The 20765-nt window shown below is 45.1% G+C and carries 19 protein-coding genes and 1 pseudogene; 15 read left to right on the top strand and 5 right to left on the bottom strand.

Translation table 11 applies throughout. The features are described 5' to 3' along the window. Positions 1 to 410 precede the first annotated feature (410 nt). Positions 411 to 1703 (top strand): annotated as a pseudogene (gene ltrA, locus BCU34_RS11590) (group II intron reverse transcriptase/maturase). 56 nt (positions 1704 to 1759) lie between these two features. On the opposite strand, the gene BCU34_RS11585 reads toward ltrA, so the two are convergent. From BCU34_RS11585 to ygfZ, 3 genes are all read right to left on the bottom strand, one after another. After that, on the bottom strand, positions 1760 to 1966 hold the full coding sequence (locus BCU34_RS11585) for a DUF1107 domain-containing protein (protein ID WP_009847660.1): 207 nt from the start codon (positions 1964 to 1966) through the stop codon (positions 1760 to 1762). A gap of 562 nt (positions 1967 to 2528) precedes the next feature. After that, entirely contained in the window at positions 2529 to 2990 is a 462-nt protein-coding gene (locus BCU34_RS11580; RefSeq protein ID WP_048664488.1) for an aminoacyl-tRNA deacylase, read from the bottom strand. Between the two features lie 4 nt (positions 2991 to 2994). After that, positions 2995 to 3966, bottom strand: coding sequence for a tRNA-modifying protein YgfZ (gene ygfZ, locus BCU34_RS11575; RefSeq protein WP_102478257.1), 972 nt, complete (start codon positions 3964 to 3966; stop codon positions 2995 to 2997). A gap of 168 nt (positions 3967 to 4134) precedes the next feature. On the opposite strand from ygfZ, the gene BCU34_RS11570 reads away from it, so the two are divergent. Next, positions 4135 to 4395 carry a succinate dehydrogenase assembly factor 2 gene (locus BCU34_RS11570; RefSeq protein ID WP_004735374.1) on the top strand — a complete coding sequence of 87 codons (261 nt, stop codon included), beginning with the start codon at positions 4135 to 4137 and terminating at the stop codon, positions 4393 to 4395. Beyond that, positions 4343 to 4762 carry a protein YgfX gene (locus tag BCU34_RS11565; protein WP_307862880.1) on the top strand — a complete coding sequence of 140 codons (420 nt, stop codon included), beginning with the start codon at positions 4343 to 4345 and terminating at the stop codon, positions 4760 to 4762. The genes BCU34_RS11570 and BCU34_RS11565 overlap by 53 nt, the downstream gene beginning before the upstream one ends. A 118-nt stretch (positions 4763 to 4880) precedes the next feature. Here the strand turns inward: BCU34_RS11565 and nadB are convergent, their stop codons facing one another. Beyond that, positions 4881 to 6497 carry an L-aspartate oxidase gene (gene nadB, locus BCU34_RS11560; protein WP_019826282.1) on the bottom strand — a complete coding sequence of 539 codons (1617 nt, stop codon included), beginning with the start codon at positions 6495 to 6497 and terminating at the stop codon, positions 4881 to 4883. A 389-nt stretch (positions 6498 to 6886) separates the two neighbouring features. Between nadB and rpoE the strand changes: the two genes are divergently transcribed. From rpoE to acpS, 11 genes are all read left to right on the top strand, one after another. Continuing rightward, positions 6887 to 7465 (top strand): RNA polymerase sigma factor RpoE, encoded by a 579-nt coding sequence (gene rpoE, locus BCU34_RS11555; protein ID WP_008223963.1) that lies wholly within the window; start codon positions 6887 to 6889, stop codon positions 7463 to 7465. 26 nt (positions 7466 to 7491) lie between these two features. Next, the gene (locus BCU34_RS11550; RefSeq protein WP_048659401.1) at positions 7492 to 8115 is read left to right on the top strand and encodes an RseA family anti-sigma factor; all 624 of its coding nucleotides are present in this window, start codon (positions 7492 to 7494) and stop codon (positions 8113 to 8115) included. Continuing rightward, positions 8112 to 9074 carry a sigma-E factor regulatory protein RseB gene (gene rseB / locus BCU34_RS11545; protein ID WP_048659400.1) on the top strand — a complete coding sequence of 321 codons (963 nt, stop codon included), beginning with the start codon at positions 8112 to 8114 and terminating at the stop codon, positions 9072 to 9074. The genes BCU34_RS11550 and rseB overlap by 4 nt, the downstream gene beginning before the upstream one ends. Beyond that, positions 9071 to 9541, top strand: coding sequence for a SoxR reducing system RseC family protein (locus tag BCU34_RS11540; protein ID WP_048605807.1), 471 nt, complete (start codon positions 9071 to 9073; stop codon positions 9539 to 9541). The genes rseB and BCU34_RS11540 overlap by 4 nt, the downstream gene beginning before the upstream one ends. Before the next feature lie 137 nt (positions 9542 to 9678). After that, positions 9679 to 11472: a translation elongation factor 4 gene (lepA, locus tag BCU34_RS11535; RefSeq protein ID WP_048615653.1), complete on the top strand. Its 1794-nt coding sequence runs from the start codon at positions 9679 to 9681 to the stop codon at positions 11470 to 11472. A gap of 245 nt (positions 11473 to 11717) precedes the next feature. Beyond that, on the top strand, positions 11718 to 12614 hold the full coding sequence (lepB, locus tag BCU34_RS11530) for a signal peptidase I (protein ID WP_048659399.1): 897 nt from the start codon (positions 11718 to 11720) through the stop codon (positions 12612 to 12614). Positions 12615 to 12640: 26 nt separating this feature from the next. Continuing rightward, on the top strand, positions 12641 to 13318 hold the full coding sequence (gene rnc / locus BCU34_RS11525) for a ribonuclease III (RefSeq protein ID WP_102478258.1): 678 nt from the start codon (positions 12641 to 12643) through the stop codon (positions 13316 to 13318). Continuing rightward, positions 13311 to 14282 carry a GTPase Era gene (era, locus tag BCU34_RS11520; protein ID WP_017059042.1) on the top strand — a complete coding sequence of 324 codons (972 nt, stop codon included), beginning with the start codon at positions 13311 to 13313 and terminating at the stop codon, positions 14280 to 14282. The genes rnc and era overlap by 8 nt, the downstream gene beginning before the upstream one ends. Before the next feature lie 102 nt (positions 14283 to 14384). Next, positions 14385 to 15113 (top strand): DNA repair protein RecO, encoded by a 729-nt coding sequence (gene recO, locus BCU34_RS11515; protein WP_048659398.1) that lies wholly within the window; start codon positions 14385 to 14387, stop codon positions 15111 to 15113. Beyond that, positions 15110 to 15847, top strand: a complete 738-nt coding sequence (gene pdxJ, locus BCU34_RS11510) for a pyridoxine 5'-phosphate synthase (protein WP_102478259.1) — start codon at positions 15110 to 15112, stop codon at positions 15845 to 15847. Before recO ends, pdxJ begins: the two co-directional genes overlap by 4 nt. 78 nt (positions 15848 to 15925) lie before the next feature. Next, complete coding sequence (gene acpS / locus BCU34_RS11505; protein ID WP_017059039.1) at positions 15926 to 16306, top strand: holo-ACP synthase; 381 nt, start codon at positions 15926 to 15928, stop codon at positions 16304 to 16306. A 105-nt stretch (positions 16307 to 16411) separates the two neighbouring features. On the opposite strand, the gene barA is transcribed toward acpS, so the two are convergent. Next, entirely contained in the window at positions 16412 to 19225 is a 2814-nt protein-coding gene (gene barA, locus BCU34_RS11500) for a two-component sensor histidine kinase BarA (RefSeq protein ID WP_102478260.1), read from the bottom strand. Between the two features lie 165 nt (positions 19226 to 19390). On the opposite strand from barA, the gene rlmD reads away from it, so the two are divergent. After that, on the top strand, positions 19391 to 20710 hold the full coding sequence (rlmD, locus tag BCU34_RS11495) for a 23S rRNA (uracil(1939)-C(5))-methyltransferase RlmD (RefSeq protein WP_048659394.1): 1320 nt from the start codon (positions 19391 to 19393) through the stop codon (positions 20708 to 20710). The last annotated feature ends 55 nt before the right edge of the window (positions 20711 to 20765 follow it).

Here is a 20765-nt window from a genome sequence, read left to right as displayed (position 1 = left end):
AGTAGGTCATTACAACTTGGGCAACCTAGCAATAGATAGAATAGCCCGATGCCTCGACGGGAAGTGTGTAGTGATAAATCAGGCACGGCCAAGGGAAAGAGCAACGTCTTACCTCGGGAGATCTTATTACTTGTCTCGATAGAGACTAATACAGCAGCGATGCGGTATGACGAGCAATAAGAAGTCAGCAGAAGGCATAGTACCTTAAGGAAGTACAACTTAAGGGAAGGCCCGAACTGAATATATCAAGAAGCAGTCACTAGACACTCAGTCATGTGGGGTCATAGCAAGATGAAAACCATCTCTACGTCCCAATGGGCGATACAGCAAGTAAAGCTCATGGTGATGAAGAATGACAAGCATGATTGGCGTAAACAGGAGGACGAGTCTTGGTGATCTCAACGTCGTTGATGGAGCAAATCTGCTCTTCAACCAACTTGAATCAAGCTCTACGAAGAGTGAAGAAGAACAAAAGGATGTGCAGGTGTCGACAAACTCGACATAGATGCGACTATCTCAACACTTCGACAGGCTTCAAATGGGCAAGCGCTTCGCCAGAGTCTTCTGGAAGGAAGCTACCAACCTCAACCGGTACTTGGTGTAGAAATCCCTAAACCTAGTGGTGGCGTAAGGCAACTAGGTATCCCAACCGTGCTTGATAGAGTTGTCCAACAGGCAATGACCTCAGTACTGTCAGATATCTATGACCCCAAGTTCTCCAATAGCAGTTACGGATTTAGACCAAACCGCAGTGCGCACCATGCATTAACGGCAGCCAGTCATTACATCCGAGAAGGTCGAGGTTATGTTGTAGATATCGACCTAGCGAAATACTTCGACACAGTGAATCACGATAGACTGATGTACAGACTGTCACAGGACATCAGTGATAAACGAGTGTTGAAGCTCATCAGGTTATATCTACAGGCAGGCATAATGCGAAACGGGATGGTTGAACAGAGACAAAGAGGGACACCACAGGGTGGACCATTATCCCCGTTGCTATCCAATATCGTATTAGATGAACTGGATAAAGAGTTAGAGCGCAGAGGGCATAAGTTCTGTCGATATGCAGACGACTGCCAAATCTACGTTCATAGTGAAGAAGCCGCTTATCGAGTTAAAGAGTCGATAACGGAGTTCTTGGAGCAAAAGCTGAAGCTCACGGTAAATCGAGAGAAAAGTGGTGCGACAAGAGTGACAGAGCGGACTTACTTAAGCCACCGCTTCGGGATAGATGGAACAATCCATCTATCGAAGGCAGCACAAACTCAAATGAAGAAGCGAGTGCGGCAGATAACGAAGCGAAACCGAGGGCGAGAGTTGCAAGCAGTCATAGCGGAATTAACTCAATACCTAAGAGGTTGGCAACACTACTTCAAACTCGCCATAGGGAAAAGCAGCTTGCAGCGCTTAGACGAATGGATACGGCGACGGCTGCGATGTTACCGCTTAAAACAACGCAAACGCAGATACGGCATAGCGACATGGTTACAACAACAAGGTGTAACGGAGCGCAATGCGTGGAAGGTAGCGATGTCAGATAAAGGGTGGTGGCACTTGGCCTTAACGCCGCAGATAAATCACGCCATGCCAATAAAATGGTTCGAGGAGTTGGGCCTGTACTCATTGCGAGATGGGTATGAGTCACTGAAAATATATTCGAACCGCCGTATGCGACCCACGCTTGTACGGTGGTGTGAGAGGACGGAGGCCGTGAGGCCTCCTCCTACTCGATTTAATTCTGTAGATAATCAGGTCATGCGTACGCGCAGCGCAGTTTCATGATTTCACTATTTATTTCTTTCACTGTTTGAAAGTGACGCTTTTCTGCTCGGTCTGGTAGCACTAGCTTACCGTTATCAAACTCAAATTTTCCTACGCCGTAAATGTAGATTCGTCCTTTGAAAAGTCGACTTACATGTTTAGCTATCATACTCGGTGTATAGCGCTTAAACAGTCTCATTTTTTATTATCCTTATATTTACCTAGCCTGCATATTATAGAAAAACTCCGAGATAATAATTGTGATAAGCATGGAGTAATATGCAGTAGAGTTGACGTTAATTAGATATTTGTGCTGTTCTAAGCACTTTCTTCAGTAAATATCTATTTTTACGTGAGCTCCTCCCCAAAATAATACTGAGTAGTGAACTGCCGTGAACTTTCCTGTTCGGTATTAAGCAGTGATAATGTTACAAGTATAAGAATAGGCGGGATTTTTTTGTTTGTGTAATCAAATTGTAAATTTCTGACAAAAAAAAGCCCGTCTAAAACGGGCGAATAGTCACAGATGCATTACACAAAAGTGGATACTGATGTTACTCAGTGGATTCACTTGTACTGATTTGCTTAATAGCTAGTCAGTAAATTTACAATAACGCAAATTTAACCTTGTGACTACTTATGCTTTTATTTTGAGTAACTATTTACTGGTGGTGTATTCTTCTTATGACGAAGTTCACACAAAAAATGTACTCAATGAAATATTCAAATGAAGTTTGCGAAGCATGATCTGATCGAAACGATCATCGACTGATATCTGCGACGGTCGGTGCACATAGCGCCATAAGATCATTGAGATCCAACGCAACGCCAGCCATTCGAACACCCGAGCTAATGGTTACGGTCGAGTTGTTCTGAATGGAAGGATCAAAAATGATCGGCATGTGTCTCTTGAGAGCGAGCGGACCAACGCAACCCACTTTAAAGCCAGTGATCGCTTCAACATCAGTGAGCGACACGCAAGTCATCCGACGGCAATTCAGCACCGAGCGTACTTTCTTGGGGTCGACAGAACGATCGCCAGCAGTACAGGCCAGTGCATACTGATTACCCATATCCTTGAGCAGGATGCACTTGACCATTTGAGATGGGTCGATGCCTCGCTCTTGCGCGGTTTCTTCGATGCTGGTGGTGGGTTTACTTTGCATCAGCAGGCGATACTTCACCTGCTGTTGATCCAGCCATTGTGTAATCAGTGTTTCCACGTGGTTACTCGTCTTCGAGGCTGTAAGGCAGTGGCAGGATATTCCACACTTGATCAGGCTGCGCAGTCAATCGAAGCTGAACATCGTCATCCAGGTTGTTTGGCAATACCATTAAACCAATCGCTTGGTTATCAGCAAATTGATATACGTTTAATAGTCGGCCTGCGCCACGCCAGTTTTCACCTACGCTACGCTCTAGTTCAATAGGGTTCTCTAGTGTTAGCACTTCCCCAGTTGGGCCAGAAACAATACGCATCTCACGCTTGTTCATGCCGCGGTACTTAGCACGAGCAACCGTTTCTTGACCTGTGTAACAGCCTTTTGAAAAGCTGATACCGCCAATCGCTTGCAGGTTAAGCGCTTGAGGGATGTGCTCGTTTTGCTCAGTTTTCGATAGATTCGGCTGAGCATCAATAATTTCATGATATTGCCAAAGTGCTTCTGATACTTTCTCAGCAGAGCTGTTGGTGACTAAAGCTTCTGCAGCTTCTTCTGTCACAAGTAAAGCCCAGCGGTTGTCTGATACTAAAACGGCCGTACCGCCAGAAATCGCACGCACATTACCTTGGCTTTCTGAAATCGAATCAATGTATTGATTTGCAGACGCACCCATCACACCGATAACAACGTCAGACGTTTGCTCGATATCGACCATAGAGAACACTGCGTACTTTTTGATTTCAACGAGCTCGACTTCAATCGCAGATTTAGGTTGCATGAGTGCGTAGCCACCGTTGTGGTGGAACAAACGAAAGATACTCCATACCTTTCCTTTTGCATCACAGTGCGCGCCTAATGTGGATTCATCATTAGGAAGAGTCACCACGTCGCACGTTACTTGACCTTGCAGGTACGACTTTTTGTCATCGCCTATCATGGTGATTGCACTCCAGTCTGACGCGTGTGTCATCATCAGTTCTGGAAGCGATTCATTTTGTGTATGAGCGAGTGGCTGAAATGTGTTTTTCCAATCCATTTTATCTTTCCTAAGAATTTTATTTGGCTCTATGTTAATCCGGTTCTGTTTCTTTGTCAGCTTAGGTTTTTTTTGTGAGCTGAGATAGGGACTGTGACTCACATAGTAGTTGCAGGGCGTATGACTTGTTACACTCCGAGAAAGAAAAATTATAGGTGAGGATAGCCAATGTACACTGCAGAGCAGAAAGCACGAATTAAATGGGGTTGCCGTCGCGGCATGTTAGAACTTGATGTAGTCATCATGCCATTTTTCGAAGAGTGTTTTGATTCATTGCAAGAGCAGGAACAGCGTGAGTTTGTTTCTCTACTAGAGTGTGATGACCCAGATTTGTTTACTTGGGTGATGGGACACGGACGCAGTGAAAACCTAGGTCATGCATCAATGGTTGATAAAATTGTCGCACACAACCTCAGCAAGGTTCGTTAAGCTCCAGCTTAACCCTTCATATTCCGCATTATTCGCAAAAGGCACTGTTTTCGGGTGCCTTTTGTTTTTCATCGTCCTATCTTCTATTCCACTTGCCGCCAGCCTTTATTGTTTAGCACTGCTGATCCATCTGTTTAAAACCAACCATCTGATTTTGAATAGTGCTCATGGTCGTTTTGATTATAAAGAAGATGGTGAGATCCGATTGAATGACCGACGTTATATTCTAAAGTCCGTGGATAAGATCTGGGCGCAGTTCTTTGTTAAATTGCAGTTTGAGTGTGGGTACTCGGTATTGCTTTGGCGCGACAGCTGTTGCGAGAATGAATATCGTCACTTTCTGGCAAACTTACAACGAGCGTGTTAGGTCAGCCAAAGTATTAGATAAAAGAAAGCATTAGACAAAAGAAAAGGGAGCACTCGGCTCCCTTTCGTTTAATTACTTTTCGCTGACGACTAATTAGCTAAGCACGCTTAACCCATAATTATGATTGGCGCTTTTCTGGCGTCAGAATCGTTGGGCCGCTGTCTTCTGCAAGTTCTGGATAGTCCAACGTGTAGTGTAGGCCGCGGCTCTCTTTACGTTGCATTGCACAGCGAACCATTAGCTCAGCCACTTGTAGCAAGTTACGCAGTTCTAATAGGTTATTCGAAACTTTGAAGTAGCTGTAGTACTCATGAGTCTCTTGCTGCAACATCTGAATACGGCGCAGTGCACGTTCAAGGCGCTTATCCGTTCGAACAATGCCCATGTAATCCCACATGAATAGACGTAGCTCGTGCCAGTTATGCTGAATGATAACTTCTTCATCACTGTTGGTTACTTGGCTTTCATCCCATGCAGGCAGTTCAGCACACAATTGAGATTGGTCGATGTTCTCAACGATATCTTTTGCTGCTGCCCATGCGTAAACCACACACTCAAGCAGTGAGTTAGAAGCCATACGGTTTGCACCGTGTAAGCCGGTATAGCTCACTTCGCCAATCGCATACAAGTTAGTCAGGTCGGTTTGACCTTGCTTATTAACCATGACACCACCACAAGTGTAGTGAGCAGCTGGTACGATAGGGATTGGCTCTTTGGTCATATCGATGCCCAAGTCCATCAAGCGAGTATGGATCATTGGGAAGTGCGTTGTGATGAATTCTTCAGGCTTGTGGCTGATATCAACATACATGCAGTCGGCACCCAAGCGCTTCATTTCGAAGTCAATTGCCCGAGCAACCACATCACGTGGAGCCAGCTCACCGCGCTCATCGAAGTCCTTCATAAAACGAGAACCATCTGGGCGGCGCAAGTAAGCACCTTCACCACGCAGTGCTTCCGTCAGTAGGAAGTTACGCGCTTCTGGGTGGAATAAACAAGTTGGGTGGAACTGATTGAACTCAAGGTTTGCCACACGACAACCCGCACGCCAAGCGATAGCAATACCATCACCTGAAGAAACATCTGGATTAGAGGTGTATTGGTAAACCTTTGAAGCTCCACCTGTTGCTAATACAACAAATTTAGCGCGCACGGTTTCAACGTGTTCTTGGTTACGGTTCCAAATGTAGGCACCGATCACCTTGTCTTTTGAACCACCAATCTTATCTTCAGTGATCAAATCCAGCGCATTGTGGCGCTCGAAGATCTCGATATTTGGGTGGTTGTTGACGTTATCTTGTAGTGAGGTTTGCATCGCCATGCCAGTTGCATCGGCAGCGTGCAGAATTCTGCGGTGACTGTGGCCACCCTCACGAGTGAGGTGATATTTTGGTTGGCCTTCGGTGCTGTTTTCATCTTTATCAAATGGAACACCACCATCAATCAGCCATTGCACACATTCTTTCGCATTTTCAGCAATGAATTGAACTGTATCTTCTTCGCATAACCCAGCCCCAGCAATTTGAGTATCCTCTACATGAGACTCAATACTGTCCGACTCATCGAACACCGCGGCGATACCACCTTGTGCGTAATACGTCGATCCTTCGCTGCGTGGTCCTTTGCTTAATACAATTACTTTTGCATGTTCTGCTACGCGTAAGGCTAATGACAAGCCTGCCGCACCACTTCCTACCACTAATACATCACACTGATGTTCACGGTTTGCGTTCATAAAACTTATTAAATCCCGGGCTATAGTCGAGTTGTCCACTCTCAATTGACTTTGTCTTGTTTTAGGAGTTTGGGTAAGACTGTTATAATCTCTCCAGAGTCATCCTTAAACGCTATGCAAAATCAATATATAGACAGCTATCTAGAAATATTTAATTGCTCAATACCATTGCTTTTGCTCAAGTTTCCCCAAATTGATAGGGATAGCTATTTTTATTACATCACATTGTGAAACAATAATGGCAAATAATTTTAAGAAAGTTGGAACTTTCGGTATTTGGCTTAGTCACAATAGTGCTCTTGTAGACGGTGGTGTCAATACTACATTTCGCATAATTAGTACCCATATCTGCGAAGGTAAGGGTTATAACAATAGGAGTACCCGCTCGAATGAACGAGCAGCTAACCGATCAAGTGTTGATTGAGCGAGTTCAGAGTGGAGATAAGCAGGCATTTAACTTACTAGTGGTTAAGTATCAAAACAAAGTTTGTAATCTTATCTCTCGATACGTGAATAATTCCGGTGATGTACCTGATGTAGCACAAGAAGCTTTTATTAAAGCTTACCGCGCGATACCTAACTTTCGTGGCGAGAGTGCCTTCTATACATGGTTGTACCGAATTGCCGTGAACACCGCTAAAAATCATATCGTTGCCCAAAGCCGTAGGCCGCCAGCAACCGATGTAGATGCAGAAGATGCAGAATATTACGAAACAGGCAGCGCGTTAAAAGAAATATCGAACCCTGAGAACTTAACGCTGTCAAAAGAATTGAAACAAGTCGTTTTTGGAGCGATTGAAGCGTTACCAGAAGACTTAAAAACTGCAATGACGTTGCGTGAGCTCGAAGGTTTGAGCTACGAAGAGATTGCAGAAGTAATGGATTGCCCTGTAGGAACCGTACGTTCGCGTATTTTCCGAGCTCGTGAAGCAGTGGAAAAGAAAATCAAACCTCTTTTGCAACGCTAGAACTTGTAATAATTATGGTGAAAATAATGGCTGATAAAGAAAAGCTTTCGGCACTCATGGATGGTGAAACGATCGATAAAGCTCTCATTGTAGATCTTGAATCTGATCAAGAAAGCATGGATACCTGGCAGAGTTACCATTTAATTGGTGATGTTATGCGTGGGGATGCGCCAGAAACTCAAGATTGGAACATTGCTAACAATGTGGCAGCAGCGCTTGAAGCTGAGCCTGCACATAGTGCAATGCCGAACCTGCACCAAGTGAATGTTGAACCTACTGTTGCTCCAATTGAAGAGCAGCCTAAACCTCAGCAAGCGAAGCGTCAGCTTCCGGCTTGGTTACAACAGTTTGGACAAGTTGCCGTAGCTGCGTGTGTTTCATTGGCGGTTGTATTAGGTGTTCAACAATATGGTGGCAGCGACCCTGCAGCTCCAGAGCAGTTGCCTGTACTCCAGACGATTCCATTTGCGGGTTCTGCGGAACCAGTAAGTTTAACGCGTGACTCCGTTGAGAAGCCGGCATCGGAAGCTAACTTGCAAGAGCAGCGTAAACGCGTTCATGCAATGCTAGAAGATTATGAGCTTCAGCTAAGACTAAACAGTGATGCATCGCCAATGCAAGATGCACATCTAGAATCGGACATTGAATGAAGAAAATCCTGGTCAGTGCACTGACACTGTTCAGCTTGATGTCTCCAACAGCCTTTGCAGAGGAAACCACTGCAAAGGCCTTGTTGCATCAAATGAACGAGGCCAGTCAGCATCTAAATTACGAACTCTCCTACATATTGATAAAGAAGAGCAGTATTGAACCTCTTGTTTATCGCCATGCAGTTAACGACGACCAACAACTTGCACACCTTGTTTACCTAAGCGGCCCTGTTCGTGAAGTCATTCGACGTGGCAATGAAGTTAGCTACATCGAACCGGGTACAGAGCCATTTACGATTCAGTCTGGCAGTATGGTTGCACCTGTTATTCCGATGATTAATAGAGATATCGAATCACTGAATCAGTACTACGACTTCGTAAAAGTTGGGCGCTCTCGTGAAGCGGGCAGCACTACTCAAGTACTGCGGGTCGTGCCGAAAGATGGCCTTCGCTATTCTTACGTGGTTTGGGTAGACGAGAAAACAAGCCTTCCTTTGCGTGCCGACCTTTTGGACCGTGATGGCGAAGTGCTTGAACAGTACCGCACGATCTCTTACGTGGTGAACGACAAGATTGCTGAGGCGATGGGTGGCTTGAACCAAGCTCAATTACCAAAAGTCTTATCACTGCCGGAAGGCTTAGTGAGTGAAACTAACTGGCAAGCGTCTTGGATTCCTGAAGGGTTTAAGTCAAAAGAGCTTAGCCGCTATCAAATGGCTGCGACCGATAAAATGGTTGAAAGTCAGCTTTTCAGTGATGGATTGTTTAGCTTTTCGGTTTATATCGCCGATAAAGACGAACATTCATTGAAAGGGCAATTGGTACGTCAAGGACGCAGAACCTTACACAGCTTAGTGATTGGCGATAAAGAAATTTCTGTGGTTGGTGATATTCCGCCAGCAACCGCCAAACGTATTGCTCAATCAGTTACGTTTAATAAATTGGAACCAGCGCAATGATGACCGCGCTGGCGACCGTTAGCTCGGTTGAACAAAAAGGTAAGCAATATTTTGTTCAACTGAGCTGCGAGCAACAAACCAGTTGCAGCAGTTGTTCTTCTCAAAAAAGCTGCGGAACAGGTATTGTGACTAAGGCTGTTGGCAATAAATCTTTGTTTTGGCAGCTTAAAACCAAAAGCTTAGTCAAAGCAGGACAAATCGTAGAAATTGGCTTTCCAGAAAAAAGCCTACTTCAGTCGGCGGCGATCGTTTATCTGATCCCACTTTTCATGTTGATGATTGGTGCTGGTTTTGGACAACTCTTGTTGCAACCCTTACTTCAAGGGGGCGAGGGCATTGTTATCTTAAGTGCAGCACTGTTTACTGCTGGTGGGATTGCCTTAGCGAAGCGGCTAGCCAAACCCATGGAAGACAAATCCAAGCAAGAAGTCGTCTTGATTCGAATCCTTGGTGAGTCTCTCGTCTAATTTATGATGCTTCTTGCCCTTAAATTGGGTAGAATCTGCCAACTTGATTGAAATGCCGCCACCAATGCTGACTGTAGATTGGACGTGTCGCGGCTTTCTTATTATCCCTATTCAAAGAGTTTAGTCACACCAAGCCTATGAAGCACATTCGTAATTTTTCGATTATCGCCCACATCGACCACGGTAAGTCGACCCTTTCTGACCGCTTAATCCAAGTTTGTGGAGGATTAAGTGAACGTGAGATGGCAGCTCAAGTCCTCGATTCTATGGATATAGAACGCGAGCGTGGTATTACAATTAAAGCGCAGAGTGTGACTTTAGATTACAAAGCTAAAGATGGTGAAACTTACCAGCTTAACTTTATCGACACTCCTGGACACGTAGACTTCTCTTACGAAGTATCTCGTTCTCTAGCGGCTTGTGAAGGCGCACTACTTGTAGTGGATGCAGGCCAAGGTGTTGAAGCACAAACTCTAGCAAACTGTTACACAGCAATCGAAATGGAGCTGGAAGTAGTGCCAATCTTGAACAAGATTGACCTACCAGCTGCTGAACCAGAGCGTGTTGCTGAAGAGATCGAAGAGATCGTTGGCATCGATGCGATGGAAGCGACTCGCTGTTCTGCTAAAACAGGTTTAGGCGTAGATGATGTTCTAGAAAACATCGTAACGGCTATCCCACCACCGGAAGGTGATCCTGAAGCGCCTCTACAAGCGTTGATCATTGACTCTTGGTTCGATAACTACCTTGGCGTAGTTTCTTTGGTTCGTATTAAAAACGGTAAGCTGAAGAAGAACGACAAGATTCGAGTAATGTCGACAGACCAAGTTTGGGGTGTTGACCGTCTAGGTATCTTCACGCCTAAGCAAATCGACACTACTGAGCTAAATACTGGCGAAGTAGGTTGGGTTGTTTGTGGTATTAAAGACATCCTAGGTGCACCAGTTGGTGATACGTTGACGCTTGCAAAAGGCGGCAGCACTGAACGTCTGCCTGGTTTCCAAAAAGTGAAGCCTCAGGTATACGCAGGTCTATTCCCTGTATCATCTGATGACTACGAAAACTTCCGTGACGCGTTAGGCAAGCTAAGCCTGAACGATGCGTCATTGTTCTTTGAACCAGAAAGTTCAGCAGCACTTGGTTTTGGTTTCCGTTGTGGCTTCTTAGGCATGCTTCACATGGAGATCATCCAAGAGCGTCTAGAGCGTGAATACGACCTAGACCTAATCACGACTGCACCAACAGTAGTGTATGAAGTTGTAAAAACAGATAAAACGGTTCTTTACGTTGATAGCCCGGCTAAACTGCCAGCGGTTAATGACCTAGAAGAAATTCGTGAACCAATTGCACGCTGTAATATCCTGGTACCTTCGGATTACCTAGGTAACGTAATCACACTGTGTGTAGAGAAGCGTGGCGTACAAGTAGACATGGTTTACCACGGTAATCAAGTTGCTGTGACGTACGATCTTCCTATGGCTGAAGTAGTTCTCGACTTCTTCGACCGTCTGAAGTCAACGTCTCGCGGTTACGCATCATTGGATTACAACTTCCAACGTTACGAGCCATCAAACATGGTACGTGTAGACGTATTACTGAATGGCGAAACGGTTGATGCTCTAGCGATCATTACGCACAAAGATATTGCTCAGTCTCGTGGTCGTCTACTGGTAGAGAAGATGAAAGAATTCATCCCTCGTCAGATGTTCGATATCGCGATTCAAGCAGCGATTGGTAACCACATCATTGCTCGTTCTACAGTAAAACAACTGCGTAAGAACGTAATCGCAAAATGTTACGGTGGTGATATCAGTCGTAAGAAGAAACTTCTTAAGAAACAAAAAGAAGGTAAGAAGCGTATGAAGCAGATCGGTAACGTTGAACTGCCTCAAGAAGCTTTCCTTGCAATCCTTCACGTTGGAAAAGACTAGGTATCAATCGCACTAACTATCTGCTGAATATTACTGGTTAAAATCGTTTATTTCTTTGTTGCAAAGATTGCAATTAGGCCCACTAGTCACTGCACTTTGCGCCTCGAACTAAACGATTTTTCCTGCGTAATCTTCCCAGCATTTAGTCAGCATGATTGATACAAATTAGAAATATTAAGCAGAGTGAAAGAGTTATGCTCTTTCACTTTCGTTATTTTTAAAGAAATGAAATTTAAGGGATATCAATGGCTAATACATTTTCGCTTATCTTAGTGATCGTAACTCTAGTGACCGGCATTGTATGGGCGTTGGAAAAGTTTGTGTGGGCGAAGAAGCGCCAGCAAAAGCTTGCTGACGTTGAAGCACAATCGAATGGCCTAGACGCTGAAACCAGCGCAAAAGTTACGGCTCAGCCTTGGTGGGTTGAGAACAGTGTGTCCATTTTCCCGGTAATTGCATTTGTTTTGATCTTGCGTTCATTCATCTATGAACCGTTTCAAATCCCATCAGGCTCGATGATGCCAACCCTTTTGGTTGGTGATTTTATCTTGGTAGAGAAGTACGCGTACGGTCTAAAAGACCCAGTATGGCGCACTCAATTGGTAGAAACAGGCAAGCCAGAACGCGGTGATTCAATCGTATTTAAGTACCCACCTCAGCCAAACATCGACTACATTAAGCGTGTTGTTGGTATGCCAGGTGACACTATTCGCTACAGCAGTCGTAAAGAGATCTGTATTCAGGCGAAGGGTACAAGTAGCTGTGAACCAGTGAAACTAAGTCACGTTGAAGAGAGCCAATTTATTCAAGATGGTGTGCCTCTGATTCAGCTGAATGAACAGCTTGGAGATGTTGAGCACCAAATTTTAGTTAACCCATTACGCCGTGATCGTGTGCAAGCATATCAGCCTCGCAATGGTGTTAACGAGTGGGTCGTTCCAGAAGGCCAGTACTTTGTGATGGGTGATAACCGTGATAACAGTGCTGATAGCCGTTACTGGGGCTTTGTCCCTGAAGCAAACCTTGTTGGTAAGGCCGTTGCTATTTGGATAAGCTTCGAATTCGAACGCGGTTCAGACAGTGTACTTCCAACATGGATTCCTACTGGTGTGCGTTTTAATCGCATCGGTGGGATTCATTAATCGATCAATTAACACATCGAGAGAGCATGAATTCTCCAATTGATAAACTAGAGAGAAAGATTGGCTATCAGTTTAATGATGCCGATCTTATCCACTTGGCGCTGACTCACCGCAGCGCCGCAGGTAAACATAATGAACGTCTTGAGTTTCTGGGCGATTCAATTTTAAGTTTTGTTATCGCTGATGATCTTTACCACCGTTTCCCTAAAGTAAACGAAGGTGATATGAGCCGCATGCGTGCAACATTAGTACGTGGTCATACATTGGCAGAACTAGGTCGTGAATTCGAACTAGGAGATTACTTAAAATTAGGTCCAGGTGAGTTGAAGAGTGGCGGTTTCCGTCGTGATTCTATTCTAGCGGATGCGGTTGAAGCGATCATCGGTGCTGTCTATTTAGATAGTGATACCGAGACGGTTCGCGGCATTATTTTAAGCTGGTACCGATCTCGCCTAGATGCTATTCAGCCTGGAGTATCTCAAAAAGATCCGAAAACTCGCCTACAAGAGTTTTTGCAAGGTCGAAGAAATCCTCTGCCTGTCTACACAGTGACTAATATTAAAGGTGAAGCACACAACCAAGAGTTTACGGTTGAGTGTGAAGTGGCAGGTGTGGATAAACCTGTTATCGGTAAAGGCACTAGCCGCCGCAAGGCAGAACAAGCGGCTGCTGAAACAGCATTAGAGCAACTAAGCAATGTCTGATAACAACCAAGATTTCGATATCGATGCATTCTTTTCATCTGATAGCAAAAAAACAGGCCTACCGGAAAACCAACACTGTGGCTTCATCGCTATTGTCGGTCGCCCAAACGTAGGTAAGTCGACGCTTCTGAACCATATTCTGGGTCAGAAGATTTCTATTACATCACGTAAACCACAGACGACACGTCACCGTATTATGGGCGTTGAAACTGAGGGTGATTACCAAGCGATCTTTGTTGATACTCCTGGACTTCATATTGAAGAAAAGCGTGCAATTAACCGCTTGATGAACCGTGCGGCGAACAGCTCACTGAGTGATGTGAATCTAGTATTCTTCCTTGTTGATGGTACTCACTGGACTGACGACGATGAGATGGTTCTGAACAAACTGAAGAAGACTGACTTCCCAGTTGTACTTTGCATCAACAAAGTAGATAACGTTCAAGACCGTACTAACGTGATGCAGCACATGATGGAAGTCTCTAAGAAGATGGACTTCATTGACGTTGTGCCAATCTCAGCGAAGCAAGGTAAAAACATTGATGTACTGCGTAAGCACGTACGTGAACATTTACCTAAAGCGACACACCACTTCCCGGAAGAATACGTGACAGATCGCTCGCAACGTTTTATGGCCTCTGAAATTATCCGTGAAAAGCTGATGCGCTTTACGGGTGATGAGCTACCGTACTCGGTAACGGTTGAAATTGAACGTTTCGATTACAACCCAGATAATGATGGCTTCCATATCAATGCACTGATTCTTGTTGAGCGTACAGGTCAGAAGAAAATGGTGATTGGTAAAGCGGGCGAGAAAATCAAAACGATTGGTCGTGAAGCGCGTATCGATATGGAAGAACTGTTCGGCCGTAAGGTTTACCTAGAGACTTGGGTCAAGGTTAAATCTGGCTGGGCTGATGATGAGCGTGCACTTCGCTCGTTAGGCTACATCGATGATCTATAATATATTGAACGTCACTTTCTGAGATTAAGAAAGTTGAACTGAAGATAAATCCAAGAGAGAGTGCGAACTCTCTCTTTTTGTATCTGTAATAAGGGTAAGTGATTGAGCGAAGGGTTACAGCGATGCTTTGTGTTGCACCGTCGACCATATAGTGAGTCGAGCCTGATCTTGGACGTCTTCAGTGAAGAGTTCGGTCGGGTGACGTTGATGTCTAAAGGTGCTCGCAGCAAGCGTTCCAATTTGAAAGGTGCACTACAACCATTTACGCCACTACTGCTTAAGTGGTCTGGTAATGGTTCGATGAAAACCTTACGCCAAGCTGAACCTATTAGCTTGGGGCTTCCTCTCGCCGGTATCAATCTGTATTCAGCCATGTATGTGAACGAGTTAATTGGTCGCGTATTGATGGCTGAAGTGCCGATGCCAGCACTTTTTCACGACTATCTTCATGCTTTAACAGAGCTGGCGCATAATGAAAACCCTGAGCCAGCACTGCGTCGCTTTGAGTTGGCTCTATTATCCGCTATGGGTTACGGCGTCGACTTTTTACACTGCGCGGGTACTGGCGAAGCGATTGATCCGAGCATGACTTATCGCTATCGAGAGCAGAAAGGTTTCATCGCTTCGGTGCGTCGAGACAACCTTACTTTTATGGGCGATGAACTAATCGCAATCAGTGAACGTAGGTTTATCACTAAAGAGCAGTTAAAAGCGGCAAAACGCTTTACACGCATAGCCTTAAAGCCGTATCTTGGCGGCAAACCATTAAAAAGTAGAGAGCTATTTATGCCAACAATAGCCCTCTCTAGAGCACGGAGTATTGGAAAATGAGCTCAATCCTTTTAGGCGTTAATATCGACCATATTGCAACACTACGTAATGCACGTGGTACTAAATACCCAGATCCAGTACACGCAGCTGAAATTGCTGAACGTGCGGGTGCTGATGGCATTACTGTTCACCTACGTGAAGACCGTCGTCATATCGTTGACCGCGATGTGCGTATTCTGGCTGAAACACTTCAAACTCGTATGAATTTGGAGATGGCAGTAACGGACGAGATGGTTCAAATTGCCCTCGATACTAATCCTGAGTTTGTTTGTCTGGTTCCAGAGAAGCGTGAAGAGCTGACCACTGAAGGTGGCTTGGACGTGGTTGGTCAACTTGAAAAGATCAAAGCGGCGACGGAAAAACTGTCTGCTGCTGGCATTAAAGTATCTCTGTTTATCGATGCTGACCGTGAGCAAATCGACGCAGCAAAAGCGTGTGGCGCACCGTTCATTGAACTGCACACTGGCCATTATGCCGATGCTAAAACAGAAGAAGACCAACAAGACGAGCTGAAAAAGATTGCTGCAGGCGCAAGCTACGCGGACGATCTTGGTATCACAGTCAATGCGGGTCATGGTCTGACTTACCACAACGTCGCACCGATTGCGGCTCTTCCAGAGATCTACGAGCTGAACATCGGCCACTCAATCATGGGACGTGCAGTGTTTGATGGTTTGAACAAAGCCGTTTCAGACATGAAAGCCGTGATGGAAACAGCGCGCAACAACGCTTAGTTTTCTAAACAGTAAGCGTTAAGTCTTAAGCGACTAATTAGTAGAATTAATAGATAGAAGTTTGGTAATAGGGTAAACATGGCTGTTGTTGGATTAGGTACAGATATCGCAGAAATTGAACGTGTTGAAAAGGCATTGTCACGAAGTGGTGACGCTTTTGCTCAGCGTATTTTGACCGATTCTGAATTTGAAGTATTCCAGCAACTGAAGCAAAAAGGGCGTTACCTTGCAAAACGTTTTGCTGCCAAAGAAGCGGCATCTAAGGCGTTAGGCACGGGGATCGCGCTGGGTGTGACCTTCCACGACTTTGAGATTTCAAACGATGAGCATGGTAAGCCAGTTCTGAGCCTGCATAAAAAAGCGCGTGAAATCGCAGAGGCGAATGGCACAACATCGATTCATCTGACTATCTCGGATGAGCGTCACTACGCTGTGGCAACGGTATTACTCGAATCGTAAACAGATTATCGCTACTTTATATCTAGTGCTCTTGGCTCTAGACAGAAAAAAGCAGAGCTTGTGAGCTCTGCTTTTTTATTGCCTTGAGTTTGAGGCTAAATCAATCTAGTCACTAGTTGGTTTCAAGTAGTGAATGGCCGTCGCTTGAACCTTATCTAGCTCATCTTGAAGCTCGAAAAGCTCCGGCTCAATGTCTTCAACAGAAGTACCAGAACGCAGCTCTTTCTCTATCGTCGCACATACCGACTTTAGCCTTGGTACGCCACTGTACGAACTGCTGCCATGCATCTTGTGGATAATGTGTATCAGCTCTTCAACTGGGTAGCCACTGTCTTCTATCGCTTTGTCTGCTGCCTCATAAACCTCCGGAATAAAGTCGACAAGCATTTGCAGCATATCGCGTGCGAGGTCTTCTTTGTTGGCGGCTTTTCTCATCGCAGCTTGCCAATCAATGATGATGTTTTTGTGCACGCTGGCTTCAGTTTCTGACACTGGACCGTTATCGATTTCAGCAGAAACAGCAGGGTGGTCTGGATCTATTTTTTCGATGTGCTCAACCTCAGAGGTTGGGCTCCAATGAATCAGTACCTGCTGTAAAACATGCTCTTCAATGGGTTTGGTTAGATAGTCATCCATGCCTGCTTCGAGTAGTCGGTCACGTTCGCCAATCATTGCATGCGCGGTCACGGCAATCACAGGTGTGTTCGCATTATTAGCTAGCTTCTTAATGTTCTTACAAGCCGTCACACCGTCCATCTGTGGCATTTGAATATCCATGAAGATGATATCAAATTGAGTATCTGTCGCCTTGTCTATCGCCTGCTGACCACTGGTACAACTGATGACGGTTTCTACACGTTCTTTTAGCAACGCAGTGATCAGTTTAAGGTTGGCAGGGTTGTCGTCGACCGCCAATACAGTAAGCGGAAGCTTCTCTTCTGAGTGTGTTTCAATCGCTGGTGCAATCAAGGTTGGCGCCTGATTCGATACCAGAGTTTGCAGTAACTTCTTGCGAGAAAGAGGTTTAGTGATGCATTGAACATCGACCTCTTTCATTAGTTGCTCACCCAACGCTAGCTCGGTACTTGGTGTACCAATAATCACGTTTTGGGCAATCTTCTTCGCACCAATTGCCCAACCACTCACGGTATCAAATTGATATTCTTGGTTGGCGGCTAGGTTAAGCAAAACGTAGTCATACGAGGTGGTCTCGTCTGGCATTACTGAACGATACGTTACCACTAAGCCTTCTTGAGTTAGGATTTGCTGAGTAATCGATGCCGCTTGCATGTTTGGTTCGATCAGCAGCAGTTGTTTGTCTTGTAGACACTGAGTCTCAATCAGCTCTGTCATTGGCATATCAGTCGTTGATAGTCTCAACGTAAACCAGAAGGTTGACCCTTGATGTAGACGACTGGTTAGGCTGATCTCTCCGCCCATTTGGCTGACCAGTTTTTGGGTTATAACTAGACCTAAGCCTGTACCACCATAACGACGAGAGATACTTGCGTCGGCTTGGCTGAAGGCTTGGAACAGCTGAGCTTGTTGACGCTCCGAAATACCAATACCCGTATCGCGAACCATGAATTGCAGCTCAATGTTGTCTTCGCTTTGTGAGCGAAGCTCAACGCTGATATCAATGTTGCCGCGCTCGGTAAACTTGATTGAGTTGCCGACTAGGTTGGTCAGGATCTGTTGAATACGCAGTGGATCGCCCACCACGCCTGGCGGCACTTTAGGATCGATCTTCAGTGTCAGCTCTAGGCCTTTCTCATGAGCGTTGGTTGCTTGAAGGTTTACTACCTCTTCAAGGCTGGCTTGGAACTCAAATGGGATGTTCTCTAGGGCTAATTTACCGGCTTCAAGTTTCGAGAAGTCCAAGATATCGTTGATGATGCTAAGCAGGTTGTTTGCCGAGCGTTCAATGGTTTGTAGGTAATCGGTTTGGCTGTTCGATAGGTGAGTCTTAAGCATTTGACGAGTGAAGCCAATCACACCATTCAGAGGTGTTCTTAGTTCGTGAGACATATTCGCCAGGAATTCAGACTTAACACGAGCTGCTTCTTGAGCTCGTTTCTTCGCTATGTCTAACTCAACGTTTTGAATCTCTAATTGCTCAAGGGTTTCTCGCAAGTCTGATGTGGCTTGGTCGATACTGTGCTGCATCTCGACGTGATACTCTGACAACGATACCGCCATCGCATTGATGCCGTTTTTCAGTGAGTCTAGCTCACCATGCATTTTGCCTTCGATACGTACATCTAGGTGGCCTCGACGAATTCGGTCGACCATGTTTTTCATGTGTGTGATCGGTTGAGTCACATCGTGCATTAAGCGGAACGCAAACACGCCCGATAAACCAAGCCCGAGAATCAGAACTAAGAAGGCAGAGAACACTTCTTGATATTGCTGTAATCGAAGTGATGACAGATCTAACTCTATTGCAATATAGCCGATCGCTTGGTTGGCTTGAGACTGACCGTTGGCTGAGTTGATATATTGGCCTTCGGCGATGATCGGTGTCCGCAGAATCAGTGTGTTATCGAGTAAATCAGAAGAACTTAAATGCGGAATCGGTTTATCTTTTGGATAAGTCAGGCTTTCAAAGTCGGGGTGGAAGTTTGAGGTTACAAACAATTCATGACGTTCATCAAACACCGCGATACTACGCACCAGCTTAGAATTCTTTCGATGCGCATAGCTAATAAGCTGACGAACAGACTCTCGACTTTCGAGCTTCATGCCTGATTCACTCGCAATCGCAAGTGGTTCAATGATGCTAGTACCAGTGTTAACCACTTGCCCCTCAAGGTCTTGATAGCGGTTAAATGAGAAAAATGCACTCAATAGCAACCCAATAATCAGGGTTGGAGCTAGAGTTAAGGTAATTACACGGGCTCTTAAGCCATATCTGGTCATGTTCTTTAATTACATCGAGGTCTGGATATGGGAAAATAACGCACACAATGGCGGTTAAGTGAACGGTAAGCTTAATCAAAGCCGTGACGTTCGACAATGATTCCAAGACATAATAGTGAGTCCTGGATACCAATTACTTATTAAAAGATACATTAGGCACAAGCAATGGCACGTTTTTTCCAACCAAAAAAGAAAACTCAACTCGAGACCAAGCATCAATCGGTTTTGGTTGAACGAATGGATCACAATGGCGCTGGCATCGCTTATCAGAAGAATAAACCGGTTTTCATTGATGGCGCATTGCCAGGTGAGCAGGTGGTCATTCAACTTACTGAGAGCAAAAGTAAGTTTTCGCGAGCAAAGCTCATCAAATTGTTGAAGCCGAGCGAGCAGCGCTTAAAGCCATTTTGTAAGCACTTTAATCAGTGTGGTGGTTGTCACCTTCAGCATCTCGGTTATTCCTCTCAGGTTGAGCATAAATCGCAATCTCTGACGCACCTGATGAGCCAATACCAAACGGCTAATACTGAAGTTGCACAACCTATTATTGGTGATGAAACCGGTTATCGACGTCGCGCACGTATCAGCCTATTTGTTGATAAGAAGACACAGCAGCTTCAATTCGGTTTCCGTAAGAAGCAGAGTAAACAGATTGAAAACATCACCGACTGTGCCGTGCTTGATCCTCGCCTTAATGTATTGCTTCCAAAACTGAAAAATTTACTCAACACTTTCAACAGCCTTACGTCTTTAGGACACGTTGAATTGGTATTGGGCGATACTGGCCCTGTTATGGTGCTACGTCACCTTAAGCCTTTGGTTGAAAAAGATGAACAAGCGCTGATTGCATTAGCAAAAGAAGAAGGCGCGACGCTGTACTCAATGCCTGAAACCGATAAGTTGGTTCGTTTGGTTGGTGATGCACCAGCCTATAGCGAAACTGGCGTGACGTTACCGTTTGAGCCAAACCACTTTATCCAAGTAAACCAGAAGGTTAACCAGCAGATGGTGGCTCAAGCGATTGAATGGTTAGAACCTAAAGCGGATGAGCGAGTGCTAGATCTGTTTTGTGGCTTAGGTAACTTCAGTCTACCTATCGCTCAACAATCGGCGTTTGTGGTTGGTGTTGAAGGTGTCGATGAGATGGTTCAGCAGGCCACATTGAATGCCCAATTGAACCAGTTGAGTAACACCGAGTTTTACCAAGCGAACCTTGAAGAAGACTTATCTACACAAGCTTGGGCAAAAGAGAAATTTGATAAAATCTTACTGGACCCAGCTCGTGCTGGAGCGAGTGGTGTTGTTGATCAAATTTCAGCGTTAGGAGCGAAGCGTGTGGTTTATGTTTCGTGTAATCCTGCTACTCTAGCTAGAGATTCAGAGAGCTTAGAAAAGCAAGGCTACCAATTAGCCAAACTTGGTATGTTGGATATGTTCCCACACACCAGCCATTTAGAATCGATGGCTCTCTTTATCAAGGCTTAAAGGCCCGTAAATAAGGCTTAAAAATGAATGACAAAGGCGCAGGGACACCTGCGCT

Source organism: Vibrio sp. 10N.286.45.E10 (assembly GCF_002874195.2).
Classification (GTDB): domain Bacteria; phylum Pseudomonadota; class Gammaproteobacteria; order Enterobacterales; family Vibrionaceae; genus Vibrio; species Vibrio crassostreae.
The sequence above is the reverse complement of the archived record's forward strand: the minus strand, read 5'-3'. Positions and strand labels throughout refer to the sequence as shown.

Coding starts and splice junctions, on each gene's coding strand:
- era (WP_017059042.1), top strand. CDS start 13,311: ATGTCTGATAACAACCAAGATTTCGATATCGATGCATTCTTTTCATCT.
- lepA (WP_048615653.1), top strand. CDS start 9,679: ATGAAGCACATTCGTAATTTTTCGATTATCGCCCACATCGACCACGGT.
- BCU34_RS11585 (WP_009847660.1), bottom strand. CDS start 1,966: ATGAGACTGTTTAAGCGCTATACACCGAGTATGATAGCTAAACATGTA.
- BCU34_RS11570 (WP_004735374.1), top strand. CDS start 4,135: ATGTACACTGCAGAGCAGAAAGCACGAATTAAATGGGGTTGCCGTCGC.
- barA (WP_102478260.1), bottom strand. CDS start 19,225: ATGACCAGATATGGCTTAAGAGCCCGTGTAATTACCTTAACTCTAGCT.
- rlmD (WP_048659394.1), top strand. CDS start 19,391: ATGGCACGTTTTTTCCAACCAAAAAAGAAAACTCAACTCGAGACCAAG.
- BCU34_RS11540 (WP_048605807.1), top strand. CDS start 9,071: ATGATGACCGCGCTGGCGACCGTTAGCTCGGTTGAACAAAAAGGTAAG.
- pdxJ (WP_102478259.1), top strand. CDS start 15,110: ATGAGCTCAATCCTTTTAGGCGTTAATATCGACCATATTGCAACACTA.
- lepB (WP_048659399.1), top strand. CDS start 11,718: ATGGCTAATACATTTTCGCTTATCTTAGTGATCGTAACTCTAGTGACC.
- rseB (WP_048659400.1), top strand. CDS start 8,112: ATGAAGAAAATCCTGGTCAGTGCACTGACACTGTTCAGCTTGATGTCT.
- rpoE (WP_008223963.1), top strand. CDS start 6,887: ATGAACGAGCAGCTAACCGATCAAGTGTTGATTGAGCGAGTTCAGAGT.
- BCU34_RS11550 (WP_048659401.1), top strand. CDS start 7,492: ATGGCTGATAAAGAAAAGCTTTCGGCACTCATGGATGGTGAAACGATC.
- rnc (WP_102478258.1), top strand. CDS start 12,641: ATGAATTCTCCAATTGATAAACTAGAGAGAAAGATTGGCTATCAGTTT.
- ygfZ (WP_102478257.1), bottom strand. CDS start 3,966: ATGGATTGGAAAAACACATTTCAGCCACTCGCTCATACACAAAATGAA.
- acpS (WP_017059039.1), top strand. CDS start 15,926: ATGGCTGTTGTTGGATTAGGTACAGATATCGCAGAAATTGAACGTGTT.
- nadB (WP_019826282.1), bottom strand. CDS start 6,497: ATGAACGCAAACCGTGAACATCAGTGTGATGTATTAGTGGTAGGAAGT.
- BCU34_RS11565 (WP_307862880.1), top strand. CDS start 4,343: ATGCATCAATGGTTGATAAAATTGTCGCACACAACCTCAGCAAGGTTC.